Below are 14,700 nucleotides of genomic sequence, written 5' to 3'. Positions count from 1 at the left end.
GAAACGTCGAATAGATTTTCTAACCATATAAAATCAAATAATTATGACAACAAAGAAAGAACAAGATAAAGCCAAAGAAACTGAAGAAAAAAAAGCACAAAGCACACAAAGTAATGAGCAAAAAAACACCCAGGAAGCAGCAGACAGCGGATTCTGGGATGATGCCAAAGACAATGTTTCTGAGGGCGCCAAAATTGTAGGCGAAGAAGCCAAACGAATAGGCGGGAAAATTTCCTCGTACTCGGAAAAAATTTTTGGTAAAATATCGGAATCGGCTTCAGATGTATATAAAATCAGCTCAGAGTTTACGAAAGATGCGGTAAACTCAGCCCAGGAATTGGCAGAGAAATACAAAGACAAGTATGAAATCAATAAGCTCAATAACCAGAAGAAGCATTACGCCACACAATTGGGCATGAGGTTTTACCTTGACATAAAAAACAATGATAACCGCATCCCGAGAGGCTTCCTTGATGAGAACGACATTAAAGGTCTGATCAGCAAACTCGAAAAAATTGATCAGGAAGTTTTGGAGATCACTAAAGATGAAGAAAAGAAATCAAACTCATAATGACTAAAACAAATATTAAATGATCTTTTTATGAAAAATAATCAGCATAAAATCATTATCGATGTTTTACTGGTAATTTGGACTTTTCTCTGGGTGTATTACATGGCATTTAACTGGGCCATATTTAGCATAGAATTAAAAGTCAACCTTGGTTTCGCTGTTATTTCAGGCTACCCCTTTGTTTTTTTCTTTATACTCGGATTGCTTACATTAATTATTATCAAATACAGTTACCACTTCGCAGCAATAAAGCTATCCAGTAAAGAAAAAGAGGAGCATAATCAAAAAAGCTTACTGGAAAAAGATATAGAGATTCTAAAACTCAAAGAAGTACTCTTTAAAATGCAAACCAAGGATATGAGCGAAAGTAGCACGGCTTTAAGTGCACTTCAGGAAAAACTGGACAACATTTCCAAACAAATATCCAGTGATGAGCAAACGAAGGAACCCCCTGAAAAAAGCCAGGGCGAAAGTAAAGAACAAAAATAGCAAAGCCCCACAATCAAATAAAAATAAGCTGGCGATTGACTCGTCAGCTTATTTTTTTATTCAGCGTATTTTCACCCTTTTAATTCTCACATAAAAGAATTAAATTGTTATTCTTTAAAGCACAAAGCCAGGCACGAAACCATATGACACTAATTACCAATAAAATAAAACCAACTACTAAGAAATATTGCCTTTTACTGCTATTAATAATTTTTTCGCATGGCATACTTTTGAGCAATAACAATGAATTGCCAAAGGTATTAATTCTTCACTCCTACCACCAGCAGTTCAAATGGACGAACGAAATTACCCAGGGTATTGAAACCCAACTCAAAGGGATATGCGACATACAAGTGCAATACATGGACACCAAGCGGCAATTCGACAGCACTTATCAAAAAATTTTATTTGACCTGATTTATCACAAACATAAAAAACACCACTACGATGTAATTATAGTATCCGACAATAACGCTCTGAATTTTCTCAAAAAATATCATGATACCATATTTCAAAACACACCAATTGTATTTTGCGGGATTAATTATGCATCGGAGCAAGATTTCGAGCCATTCCAACAAATAACCGGAGTCAGTGAAGAAGTCGATATTGCGAAAAATTTCAAATTAATAAAAAAACTTCAACCCCGGGTAGATACCCTTGTTATTGTGACCGATGAAACACCAACAGCGTCAAGGATTACTAAAAAACTTTCGGCACATACACAAAAAGCAAACAAGCACTTTGGAGCAGTTAAAATATGGAACCACATTAGCATGCATAAACTGGAGGAAAAACTATCGGACCTCAATGCAAACTACGCTGTACTTTTAGTACTTTTCTTCAGGGATGTGGATGATAAATACTACAGTTACAGGGAGAGCGCCCGTAGAATTGCATTAAGCAGCACAGTACCGGTTTATGTTTTATGGGATTTTAATCTAGGTTATGGTACATTGGGGGGATATATGGTCGATGGCTTTGAACAGGGCAAAGCTGCCGGCGAAATGACTAAAAGAATTTTACAGGGTGAAAAAGCCAGTCAGATACCAATAAAGTGGCAAAGCCCCAACCATTATAAATTCGATTTCGAACAGCTCCAGAAATTCCGCATCGACCTGGATAGGTTACCCCAAAACAGCAAACTTATAAACGAGCCATACTCACTCTACAAGCACGACCGGGAACTTTTCTGGCAAATAATCACTGTAATAATCATACTTCTGGTGCTATCCATATTCCTGATTATTGCAGCATTAAACTATCGCAGGCTGCTACACAAATTAGCTCAAAACCACTACTATTTACGTGCATTGCTTAATGTGGTAGGAGAAGGCATTATCGACGTTGACCTGAACAAAAAAATTAAAAACATGAACTACCTGGCTGTAGCTCTGACAGGCTATAGCGAGACTGAAGCCAGAGGGAAAAAAATCAAAGATGTTTTTGACCCAACACCTGTAAAGACACCTAACGATAAGGTTGCATATTATCTTTTAAGATCAAAAGACGGCACCAGCTATAAAATATCAAAATCTGAAAATCCGGTAAAAAGCAAAACCAAAGAATCCGGGTATGTGGTGGCATTTAGTGATATAACCAGAATTATTGACAACGAGGAGCGATTTAGCAGGCTTGCCGAAAATGCAAAAGATCTAATTTACCGCATTAAAATCCCCGAAGGACAATTTGAATATGTAAGCCCGGCCGCACGTGAAATACTGGGATACAGCCCTGATGAACTTTACCACAAGCCTTCGTTAATAAGGCAATTCATACCTGAACAATGGAAAAAATATGTATTCAGCCGTTGGCTGGAGTTAAAAAACGGCATGATAACCGGGACATACGAGTTGCAGGTTAAGGATAAAGCTGGCAGACTCAAATGGGTTAATCAGCGCAGTGTACTTGTATATGACAACGACGGGCACCCGGTGGCCATGGAAGGAATTGTCACCGACATTTCGAGTCAGAAAGAAGTTGAAGAAAGGCTTAGAGAGAGCAACCTGGCACTGGAAGAAGCAAAAGAAAGGGCAGAAGAGAGTGATCGGCTTAAATCTGCTTTTCTGGCCAACATTGCCCATGAGATTAGAACCCCGATGAATGGTATCATCGGATTTGCTGAGTTGCTGCGCAGTAAAGACACAACCCCGATGTCGCAAAAGAAATACATTAATGTAATACAACGTAGTAGCGAGCGAATGCTCAACATTATTGACGACCTGGTAAATATTGCACAGATTGAGTCGGGAGCAACACGTTCGCGAATGGAAGATGTAGATATTGAGATACTGCTTAATCAAATCAAAGACCATTTTGAACCAATAGCAAACAATAAAGGAATAAACCTCACAATAGAAAAAGACTCTAACAAAAACCTGAATAAAAAAATACACACCGACTTATACAAACTCGATTATTCCATAAGAAGGCTCGTTGACAATGCCATAAAATATACAAACAAGGGGGAGGTAAAAGTGCATTATGTCATCACCAACGATAACCTGGAAATAAGCGTACAAGACACTGGCATAGGCATAAGCAAAGCAAACCAAAAGAAAATTTTTGAACGGTTTGTGCAGGCAGATAACACACCGTTGAAAGCAGAAGAAGGAACGGGGCTGGGCCTGGCCATAACACGTTCGTTTGTGGAAATAATGGGTGGAAAAGTCACAGTAGAATCGGACGTTGGAACAGGTGCTAAATTCACATTTTACATTCCGGTAAAATAGTTACTCCACCAACCTTGTAAAGTCAGCCTCAATTTTTTGTTTACGCTTAAAATTATATAAAGTATAACCACGTATGCGGTAATAATTTTGCCAAAAGTCCCGCAAAGCAGCAATATAATCTCTTCGCGAAACATCCTTTTCCTGTAATGCCACGTTTAAATCTAAAATACTCACCTTGCCCACTTTAAACCGCTGTTTGGTAATACTATAGCGAATCTGGGCTATGGTATCTGATTTAGCAGCAATTAAAAGTTGCTCATCCTGCATATTGAACCGGGCAACCTCCAAATAAACTTCCTGATCAAAATCGACCTGCTCCTGTTCTATATTGACAAGACTGAGCTCTCGTTGCGACTTAGCCATTTCATAACGACCTTTCCCTACCCCCCAGTCGAGTATAGGAATAGAAACCCCTACAGAAACCATTTGTGAATTTTCAAGATTATTAAAAGCATTATCGAGCCCTTCGCTAAACTTATTCAACCCGAGTGTGGCATTTAAATTGGCATTAAATAAATTTTCGGCCCTGGCCTCAGCCACATCTCTGTTCGCCTCAATACGTTGTCGCCTTAGCGAAAGCATTTTAGGATGTTGCTCGTGGGCGTAATGCAACGCAGTGTCCACATTTATCTTGAATTTTGGAATCTCGGAAGGTATAACCAGGCTCAGCGATTTTTCATCGGTAAGGCCTAAAAAAGATTTTAAATTAAATCGTGCTACACGTAAATTCAAATCAGCTTCATTAAATGCTTTGCGGGAAGTAAGGTAACTAAGCTCCATCTGTAAAAGCTCATCTTTTGCAATAGTACCCATATTGTATCTTCCCTCGGCAATTTTATAAAGCGTATCGTTATTGTGAAAGTTAGTTTCGCTAATTTCTTTATTGATTTGGGCCAGTGCCAAATCGAAAAAATAGCTTATGGCCATGCGGGAAATCTCTTCAAGCGTAAGTAAATAATTACGTTCAGCCTCCTTATATTTTAAAGGTTCAATTTTACGTTCCCAGCGATAGGCGTTATATGTAACGAGTGGTTGCCGGTAACCAATTCGAATCGGAGCAATAAGATAGGTAGTGGTTTTATTGCCGGTTAGCAATTGCACCCGCTCCAGTGAAGAACTCAGATAAAGGTTCCCGCCTGTTGGGGCAACGCGTTGTGAAATCTCCAAAGATCCGCTATTGGTCATTGAACGGCGCTCCACGAACTGATCGCTACCGTCATCAATAGTTATGGATTCGTAAGAACGGTTCAAATCAAAAGGTGTACTGTTTAGTGTGAGCGAGGGCAGATAATTTGCTTTATAAGAACGAAAACTCCAGTAAGAAGCTCTGAAAGTATGGCGGGCCATAATGGCTCGTGGCGATTTATGCACAGCCATATCAATCACCTCATTGAGTGAAAGTAACCGTTCGTCGTTACCCTGTGCCATACTTTGCACGCTTCCAAAAAATATAATAAAAATGCTTATTCCTATTCGCTGTATAGTATTCATGTTTATTCGCTTCTGAGTGAAACAATCGGGTCCTGGGTAGCAGCTTTTCGTGCCGGCATATAGCCAAAAATAATACCGATGGCCACTGATATTCCAAAAGATATAATTACCGACCATACCGAAACTATGGTTATGATACCGGTGACAGTGGTTACAAAATGTGATGAAATAATCCCCAGCATCACACCAATAATACCGCCACTAAAACTTATAAGGGCTGCTTCGGCCACAAACTGTGTTAAAATATCCTTTTTTCGGGCACCTACCGCCATACGTATGCCTATCTCCTTGAAACGCTCCATTACGGTAGCCAGCATAATATTCATAATACCTATTCCACCTACCAACAAAGATATGCCGGCAATGGCTCCAAGCACGAGGTTAAAGATATCACGTGTTTTTTGCTGTTGTTGCAGTAAAAGTTCGGGTACAATTATTTCAAAATCGTCCACATCGTTGTGCAAGCGCTTAAGCATCTTTGCCAGCACAGCACGTGTTGGTTGCAGGTTTTCGCTTTTATTTACCTGCACAATAACTTTATCAAGCTGGTTATAGTTTTTCTTTTCTGCAGCAGAGGTGTTCTCCTCCTCATCTTCATCGGCCTCAAGTTGGCTTTTGGTCACTAAAGAACGGTTTACATATCGCAACAACATTGTTTGAACTGGCACATACACTACCTGATTGTCGCGCACAAGACCAAGTTCTCCGCTACTTTCATCTAGCACAGGTTTTTCTACAACACCGACTACCCTTAACCATATATCACCACACTTAATCTCTTTACCAATGGGACTTTGGTTATTGAAAATAGAAACTTTTATTTGATCTGTTACAATACAAACTGGCTGACCATATTCAACCTGGTGTGCATTAAAAAAACTGCCTTCAGAAAGCTCTTTATTAAAAAGGGTAAAGTAGTTATTGGCAGTACCGATAACTTTCACACGCGAAGATTTACCCTGTCTGATGAGGGTTTTATTTTGAATAACCTGTGGGCAAACCTGCTCTACAGAGGGTAAAACCTGCCTTATACTTTTAACATCTTTTAATGTCAAGCCGGGGGAAAATCTTTTTACCTGCGACTGATCATCTTCTTCCTGCTCCTCGTTACTTTCAATAATCGGCTGGATGATAATATTATTGACACCCACCATTTTCATTTGGTTCAATATTTCCTGGCGGGCCCCATTGCCAATAGCCAACATGGTAATAACAGCGGCAACGCCAAAAATTATACCCAATGCTGTTAGTATTGTTTTGACCTTATTGGCCAGAATAGCTTCAAGTGCAATGGTTATGTCGAGCAAAAATCGGTTCATACACTATTCTTCTGGCAAGTTTAGGGTTACCTCATCGTTTTCATTCAGGCCGTCTTCCACAATGATAAAATTATCATTCGCCTTACCTGTAGTAACCTTTGTTTTATTAAGACCAACAGCAGCCTTTTTATACACAAACCGGGCAGAATCTGTTACCCTGAGGGCCTCAAGCGGCACGCTAAGCACAGAATCGAAATGAGATACCATAATACGGTTGCTGGTGGTCATGCCGGGTTTAAGTACCGAATCGGTTTCGCTTAAACGAATGATCACCTCAAACACCTTGGCATCGGAACCTGGTCTTTGCTCGCCTACATTAGCCACATCTATAATTTCAGCGGCAAATTGCTTATCGGGAAATGCATCTACCCCTACCTCAACCTGTTGGCCTTTTGATATTTTACTTATATCGACCTCATTGATATAAGCGCGCGAAATCATTGAAGACATATCGGGCAATGTTGCTACAATGGGATTCCATGGACTAATGGAGGATCCTACTTTACGTTTTGTTCCATTCCAGCTTCGCTGATAGATAACCATGCCACCTTTTGGTGCTTTTACATCGAACCTTCCCATTAAGTCTAGCATTTCCTGCATCTTGCGCTGGGTTTTAGCCAAATCGGCCTCTACTTCGCGCATTTTTGCAACGGCTTTATCTCTTTTAATTTTATAATTCTCCACAGCCTGTTCATAACGCCTTTTGGCTTTATCCAAATTAATCTCGGCCTGCCGTATTGTAGCCGGAGGCTCAAACTTCGATTGCTCCAGTTTTATTCTATTCTCTTCGAGGGCATATTTAAGATTGATAAGCTCATCGCGCGTTTGCCGCATCTCTAGGGTAGTATCGAGCTTGGTTTGCAGATACTGATTTTTCTTGGTCTGAATTTCGGTTTCAATATCCTTGAGTTTTTTCGAAAGCTCCGATTTATCAAGCGATGCCACAAAGTCTCCTGAATCTACAATGGTACCTTCAGGCACAAGATCTGTAATCTTAATCCGGTATAAACCGCTTCTTTGCAAGCCGGCCGGGCCTCTTATGTCCATGCTGTTTTCGGCCTGAAGCTCTCCTGTAGTGGTTACAACAACATCAAAATCACCGTATTGAACTTTATGATAAAGTTGTGTAGTTTTTGTTTTGTCGGAAGATCCAAAAGCAATCCAGACAATAATGAGCAGTACCAGAAGCGCACCACCCCAAATTATACCCTTTTTTTTCATTTGAATATTATTTAAGCATGCAGTAGCTATTGAGATTAAACGCCTAAAATAACAATATCTTATGGTAAGCTGCAAATTTTACATAACATCATTAAAAAAAACAGCTAAAAAGAGCCTTTTTACATGAATGCTTCGCGGAATTTTTTCCTTTGAAATATTAACAAATAAAATATACCTCCCGAGATGGCCATATCAGCCACATTAAAAACCGGGCGGAAAAATATAACATGCCGTTTGGGCCAAAGGGGGAACCACTCAGGTAAGTGGAAGTTAAGCAATTCCACATAAAACATATCCACTACTTTACCCTGTAGAAAAGGAGCATAACCGTCTCCCATTGCTACGGTTTCAGCTACACGACCAAAGCTATCGGTAAAAAACATACCGTAAAAGGCACTGTCAATAATATTACCCAATGCCCCGGCCATGACCAGAGCAAGGCTAAACACAATGCTCATTTGAATATTTTTTTTAATAAAAGCAAAGATGAGCCAACCGATTCCAATCACTGCCAGAATGCGAATAATACTCAGTATGTATTTGCCGGCTACTCCGGCAAACTGAAACCCAAAGGCCATGCCTTTATTTTCGGTAAAGTGCAAATAAAGCCAATTACCCAGCAAAGGATATTCCTCTTCGAGCATCAGTTGTGATTTAACTAAAAGCTTTAGTGCCTGGTCCACTACCAAAACCAGTAGAATAAGAATTATGACACGCCATTTTTTTGACATAGCTTGATTACATAAGTTTTTGCTCAGGGCAAAACTGTATCATGTTGACAAGTTTTTTGAAATGGCATTGGGCAACCAATGCTATAAAAGAATAAGCAGGCCGAAACCTGCTTATCAATTTATTTTAATGATTAGGCTAAAAAATTATTGGCGTCCTTTTTTTGCTTCGATACTTAATGTAGCGTGCGGAACTGCTTTCAGACGCTCCTTGGCAATAAGTTTACCTGTTTCGCGACAAATGCCGTATGTTTTGTTTTCGATGCGAACCAGTGCAGCTTCGAGGTGTTGAATAAATTTCAACTGACGCTGCGCAAGCTTTCCGGTTTCTTCTTTAGAAAGTACAGACGCACCTTCTTCCAAAACTTTAAATGTGGGCGATGTATCCTGTACATCGTTCCCGTCGGCATGTGCTAATGATGCGCGTAATTCTTCGTAATCTTTTTTAGCCTTATCGAGTTTATCAAGAATTATTGCTTTAAATTCCTGCAACTCTTCATCTGAATAACGTTGCTTTTCAGTCATATCTCCTCCTTTTTTAGCGGAAATTAAACCTTTTCGATTAAAATGGTGGTTTTCACATCTGTATCTACCTCCACCTCTTTTGCATTGCCCGATGGCATTTTATCTGTTAACGTAATTTCATTGGCCAGGGTTTGCTGTGCAATATATTTTGTAAAGGTTTTTACCGCATTATTTATTGCTTCATGTTTTCCAATATACAAATTTATTTTATCCGTCACATCAAGACCCTCATCTTTTCGCATATTTTGTATACGATTAATAAACTCACGTGCCAGGCCTTCCTGCTTCAATTCATCGGTAATGGTAATATCCAGTGCTATTGTTAGCTTATCATCATTGGCAACTAACCATCCCGGAATATCTTCAGAAACAATTTCCACATCGCCCAAATCAAGGTTAATGGTTTCGCCATTGGCATTAATACTATAACTACCATCCTTTTCAAATTGTGCGATGGCATCCTGGTCCATTTGGTTAATCGCTGCAGCAATAGCTTTCATTTGCTTACCATACTTTGGGCCAAGTGTTTTAAAATTTGGCTTAATCTTTTTCACCAAAACCCCGGTTGTATCTTCAAGGAATTCAATGGTTTTCAGATTCACCTCAGTTTTTATAATATCTTCAACAGCCTGTATGCGACGCCTTGTATCCATATCGAATACAGGTACCATAATCTTCTGTAACGGCTGACGCACTTTAATGTTCACTTTCCGGCGTAAACTAAGCACCATGCTGGAAATACGTTGCGCCAGATCCATGCGTTCCTCAAGATCCTTATCGATTCGAGCCTCCTCAACCTCAGGCAGATAAGCCAGATGCACAGACTCGCTCATATCTTTTCCACTTACTGCATTTAGATCGCGGAATAGTTGATCCATAAAAAACGGAGCAATAGGTGCTGCCAGACGTGCAACGGTTTCGAGGCAAGTGTAAAGGGTTTGATATGCTGCCACTTTATCCTCGTTGTATTCACCTCCCCAGAAACGCTTCCGATTCAACCGCACGTACCAGTTGCTAAGATATTCAAGCACGAACTCTTCAATTGCACGGCCTGCACGTGTTGGCTCATAGGCTTCGTAATATGCCATTACATCACGCTTGAGTGAGTTGAGTAATGAGAGCACCCACCGGTCAATCTCGGGGCGCTGATCTACCGGCACCTCATCTTCTTTAAAAGCAAATCCGTCGATATTGGCATATAGTGAGAAAAATGAATAAGTATTGTATAGCGTACCGAAAAATTTACGGCTGGTTTCTTCAACGCCAGAAATGTCGAACTTGAGGTTATCCCAGGGTTGTGCATTGGTAATCATGTACCAGCGTAATGGGTCGGTTCCGTATTTGTCCATGGCTTTAAACGGATCGACTGCATTGCCCAGACGTTTCGACATTTTATTGCCGTTTTTGTCAAGTACCAGACCGTTGGAAATAATATTTTTAAATGCAACGGAATCTTTTGTCATGGTTGAAATGGCGTGCAATGTAAAGAACCATCCACGGGTTTGGTCTACGCCTTCAGCGATAAAATCGGCCGGATATACACTATCAAATCCATCCTTATTTTCGAATGGGTAGTGCCACTGTGCAAAAGGCATGGCACCTGAATCGAACCATACATCAATCAAATCAGGTTCACGGCGCATAGGTCTCCCATCATCGGCTACCAGCACTATATCATCCACATAAGGTTTATGCAGATCTATAAGTTCATAGTTTTGCTTATTGTACTCACCTACTTTAAATTCCGGGAATGGATGGGATTTCATTGCGCCGGCTTCAATCGATTTGTCGATCTCTTGCATAAGTTCTTTTACCGAACCAATGCATTTCATTTGCGAACGATCTTCTGTAGACCAAATTGGCAGGGGTGTACCCCAATATCTTGAACGTGAAAGGTTCCAGTCGACCAGGTTTTCGAGCCACTTTCCGAATCGGCCTTCTCCGGTAGATTGTGGTTTCCAGTTAATGGTGTTATTCAGCTCCAGCATGCGCTCTTTAAACGCTGTGGTTTTAATGAACCACGAATCGAGCGGGTAATACAAAATAGGTTTATCTGTACGCCAGCAATGCGGATAATTGTGGACATATTTTTCAATTTTGAATGCTTTGTTGTCTTTCTTGAGCATTACACTCAGGTCCACATCCAACAAGGGTGTATCTTCACCGGCAGATTCGTCATAGTCGTTTTTCACATAACGGCCGGCGTACTCTTTATATTCATCATTAACGAACTTTTTTACAAAATCTTCATCAAGCACATCTAAGGGGTAAAAGCGTCCCTTTTTATCGACCATGGGCTCTTCGTAACCATTTTTATCGATCAAAATAAGTGGTGCGATACCGGCTTGTTTGGCAACACGATCATCGTCGGCACCAAAAGTGGGCGCGATGTGTACAATTCCGGTACCCTCTTCGGTGGTTACATAATCGCCGGTAATTACGCGGAATGCATCGCCATCGGGTCTAACCCAGGGCACAAGTTGCTCAAAACGCACACCGGCTAGCTTATCACCTTTGTATGTGTCAAGTACTTTAAAAGGTACTTTTTTATCACCTTCGTTATAGTCTTCGAGTGCAAGTTCTTCGTGCTTCTTATTGAAGTAAGTATACAACTGGTCTTTGGCAAGCACAACAGTTATAGGTGCTCCGGTATATTGGTTAAAAGTACGCACTTTTACATATTCAATTCCGGCCCCCACTGCCAGAGCGGTATTGGAAGGCAAGGTCCATGGTGTGGTTGTCCAGGCCAGTAAATATACATCGGTATCTGTATCCTCAAAAAGGAATGCACTTTCGTTATTTTTTTCAACCTTAAACTGGGCTGTAATAGTTGTATCTTTTACATCGCGATAACATCCGGGCTGATTGAGTTCGTGCGTACTAAGGCCTGTTCCGGCAGCCGGAGAATATGGTTGAATGGTTTTGCCTTTGTACAAATAACCCTGATCGAACAGGTTTTTCAGCAAATACCAGAGGGTTTCGATATAGCGATTGTCATAGGTAACGTAAGGATCGTCCATATCGACCCAGTAACCGACCTTATCTGTAAGCTCCTCCCACTTATCGGTGTATTTCATAACCTCTTTACGGCAGGTAGCATTGTACTCCTCTACAGAAATTTTCTTACCAATATCCTCTTTTGTAATACCCAGGCTTTTTTCGACACTCAACTCAACGGGTAGTCCGTGCGTATCCCAGCCGGCCTTGCGGTTAACCTGGTAACCATCCATGGTTTTGTAACGGCAAAATATATCTTTAATGGTACGAGCCATGACGTGATGAATTCCCGGCATACCATTGGCAGATGGTGGCCCTTCGTAAAAGACAAACGAAGGCTTGCCTTTGCGGGATTCAATTGATTTTGCAAAAGTATTTTCTTCTTTCCATTTAGCCAGCACTCTTTCGGTTACACCAGCAAGATCTAATCCTTTGTACTCCTGAAATTTATCACTCATATTACCCATGTTTTATTTTGCAAAAAATTGTTGTTTATGAATACCACCCGGCATTGCGACAACTTTGTATAAAAATTTAATTTTTATTCATTTTATAAATGAGTGCGAAAATAAACATTTTCACTGTTAATCTGATAATGAATGAATTAATTTTTTATGAATATGCTTAAAATGCCTGTCAGACCAGTATGACAAAGAAAAAAGCGTGCAACCTACAATTAATCAGGCTACACGCTTGCATATTTTTCGAATGCTAAATATTAATCAACAGTCATACCTTCGCTAAAGTCCTGACTTGTACCTCCATTTTCTCTTTCCATTCTGCGTTGTTTAAAACCTTCATTAATTCGGTAGGTTACACCTACATATACAACAGGGAAATCGGGACGGCGTACAAACTCATTTTTAAAGGTACTACCTTCCGATGTAAAACGCCACTTAAAGTTACCAAACGGATTGCGCACCCGCAAAGAAAGCGTAAGCTTACGGTCGAGTAACAAATGTTTGTATCCAAATCCGGTAAAAAAGAAGCCATCGCGTTCTCCTTGTGAGGTAACCGAAGGAGAATAATACATACCAAACATTTGCAGGTTAGAGTTTGGACCGAAACGCACATTGGCATTACCTCTGACTTTATGATTTACAGATTCATTAGAGAGGTCTTCGCCACTGGTTTCACCATCGATGGTATAACGGAAAAAGGAATAGGATAAATTGGCGCTCAACCACTTACCAAACTTATGACGACCACTGAATTCTGCGCCAAGAGATGTTTCTTTATTAATATTTTCGAAAGTCAACAACACCATGTTATCGTTGATGGCTTTTTGTATGCGGCCAATATTATTATCTGTTTGCCTGTAAAATACTGTAGCATTAAAAAACGATTGTTTGAAATACTTAAGGTAATTCATTTCCAGAGAATGGGCATATTCCGGGTCCAAATCGGGGTTACCTTTTCTTATGGTAAAAGCATCGGAACGCTCTTCATAAGGATTAAGGAAAAAAGTACGTGGCCGATGCACCCGCCTACTATACCCAGCCATCAGCTTGTTGGTTTCGTTAAGTTCATAACTAAAATGCAGGGTTGGATACACTGTAAAAATTTCTTTTGTATTCGAGTCATCATTGGCTTTTTGTTCTGTATAGACGCGTGAATACTCTCCACGCAAGCCAAGCTGGTATTCAACACCTCCAAGGGGACCAGAAAACATGGCATAAAGTGCATGAATATCTTCCTGATAAACAAATTCGTTACTGGGTGATCCGGGTATTGGATTCAAAATGTCTCCGGTTTGATTATAGTCAATTGCCCGAAGTGATGATTTAAAGCCTGCTTCAAGCTTATTACTCCCGAGCGGCAATTCGTAATCGGCCTGAAATGTACCATGGTTATGATTTTCGGTGGTTTCGGTCAAAGTTTCTTCTACAATATCGGTAGTTGTTCCAAGGGTATCTTTCAGGGTATAGGCAGATTCGGTATCATCATTGGAAGAGAAAGTAGCCATAAGTCTCAACTCATGATCTTTTTCATCAAATTTATGAATATAAACACCGGACAATTCGTAGGAGGACCCTTCATCCTTATTTTCTCCCTCTGTATAGGATTCTACAAATATAGATTCAGGGTCTGTATATTGCTCATAAAAACTTTCATTTCCCCGCTCACGCTCATTTAATCGATATTGGGCATTAAAGGATAAAAGATTGGCATCATTAAAATCATAATCAATACCAGCCTTGAAATTATGTGAAATCCGCGTATGTCCACGTTCTCCTTCTTCATCGCGATAAAAAGTAGTATCGTTTCGATAGGTTTCGTAATACGATTCAGAATTACCTCCACGTCCTCCTTGCCTGTAACTGTATCCACCAATGAGGTTAAGTTTGTTTTTTCGGTAATTTAAATTTACCGAACCATCATAACGGTCATCATTCCCTACCGAAGCACTAACTAAACCATTCAGTCCACCCTTAATGTTCTTCTTCATAACTATATTCAGTATACCGGTAAGCCCATCGGGATCATATTTGGCAGAAGGGTTAGTAATAATTTCTATTTCTTTTATGGTACTGGCGGGTATTTGCTGCAGGGCCTCACTCCCCTCCATAGCAGTCGGCTTGCCATCGATCAATACTTTAAAATTACTACTGCCCCGAATCGACACA

10 protein-coding genes are annotated in these 14,700 nt (G+C 40.2%); 3 read left to right on the top strand and 7 right to left on the bottom strand.

The window, feature by feature from the left end:
* The first annotated feature begins 43 nt into the window (after positions 1–43).
* The 3 genes from VJ937_RS13575 to VJ937_RS13565 all read left to right on the top strand — a co-directional run bounded on the left by VJ937_RS13575 (position 44) and on the right by VJ937_RS13565 (position 3,792).
* Positions 44–571: a hypothetical protein gene (locus tag VJ937_RS13575; protein ID WP_324067939.1), complete on the top strand. Its 528-nt coding sequence runs from the start codon at positions 44–46 to the stop codon at positions 569–571.
* Between the two features lie 30 nt (positions 572–601).
* Positions 602–1,060 carry a hypothetical protein gene (locus VJ937_RS13570; protein ID WP_324067937.1) on the top strand — a complete coding sequence of 153 codons (459 nt, stop codon included), beginning with the start codon at positions 602–604 and terminating at the stop codon, positions 1,058–1,060.
* 143 nt (positions 1,061–1,203) lie between these two features.
* Positions 1,204–3,792 carry an ABC transporter substrate binding protein gene (locus VJ937_RS13565; RefSeq protein ID WP_324067935.1) on the top strand — a complete coding sequence of 863 codons (2,589 nt, stop codon included), beginning with the start codon at positions 1,204–1,206 and terminating at the stop codon, positions 3,790–3,792.
* Here the strand turns inward: VJ937_RS13565 and VJ937_RS13560 are convergent, their stop codons facing one another.
* The 7 genes from VJ937_RS13560 to VJ937_RS13530 all read right to left on the bottom strand — a co-directional run.
* Positions 3,793–5,283 carry a TolC family protein gene (locus VJ937_RS13560; RefSeq protein ID WP_324067933.1) on the bottom strand — a complete coding sequence of 497 codons (1,491 nt, stop codon included), beginning with the start codon at positions 5,281–5,283 and terminating at the stop codon, positions 3,793–3,795.
* Positions 5,284–5,285: 2 nt separating this feature from the next.
* A complete protein-coding gene (locus VJ937_RS13555) occupies positions 5,286–6,602 on the bottom strand; it encodes an ABC transporter permease (protein WP_324067931.1) in 1,317 nt (438 codons plus the stop codon).
* A gap of 3 nt (positions 6,603–6,605) precedes the next feature.
* A complete protein-coding gene (locus tag VJ937_RS13550; protein ID WP_324067929.1) occupies positions 6,606–7,823 on the bottom strand; it encodes an efflux RND transporter periplasmic adaptor subunit in 1,218 nt (405 codons plus the stop codon).
* A 119-nt stretch (positions 7,824–7,942) separates the two neighbouring features.
* Positions 7,943–8,554: a lipoprotein signal peptidase gene (locus VJ937_RS13545; RefSeq protein WP_324067927.1), complete on the bottom strand. Its 612-nt coding sequence runs from the start codon at positions 8,552–8,554 to the stop codon at positions 7,943–7,945.
* Positions 8,555–8,698: 144 nt separating this feature from the next.
* Positions 8,699–9,076 (bottom strand): TraR/DksA family transcriptional regulator, encoded by a 378-nt coding sequence (locus tag VJ937_RS13540; RefSeq protein ID WP_057952835.1) that lies wholly within the window; start codon positions 9,074–9,076, stop codon positions 8,699–8,701.
* Positions 9,077–9,099: 23 nt separating this feature from the next.
* Positions 9,100–12,531 (bottom strand): isoleucine--tRNA ligase, encoded by a 3,432-nt coding sequence (ileS, locus tag VJ937_RS13535; protein WP_324067925.1) that lies wholly within the window; start codon positions 12,529–12,531, stop codon positions 9,100–9,102.
* A gap of 260 nt (positions 12,532–12,791) precedes the next feature.
* Positions 12,792–14,700 (bottom strand): outer membrane beta-barrel family protein (locus tag VJ937_RS13530; RefSeq protein ID WP_324067923.1); only part of this gene is annotated, 1,909 nt, incomplete at its 5' end.

This window comes from Salinivirga sp. (assembly GCF_035268865.1).
In the GTDB taxonomy this organism is placed as follows: Bacteria; Bacteroidota; Bacteroidia; order Bacteroidales; family Salinivirgaceae; genus Salinivirga.
This window is presented reverse-complemented; position numbering and strand designations above follow the sequence as displayed.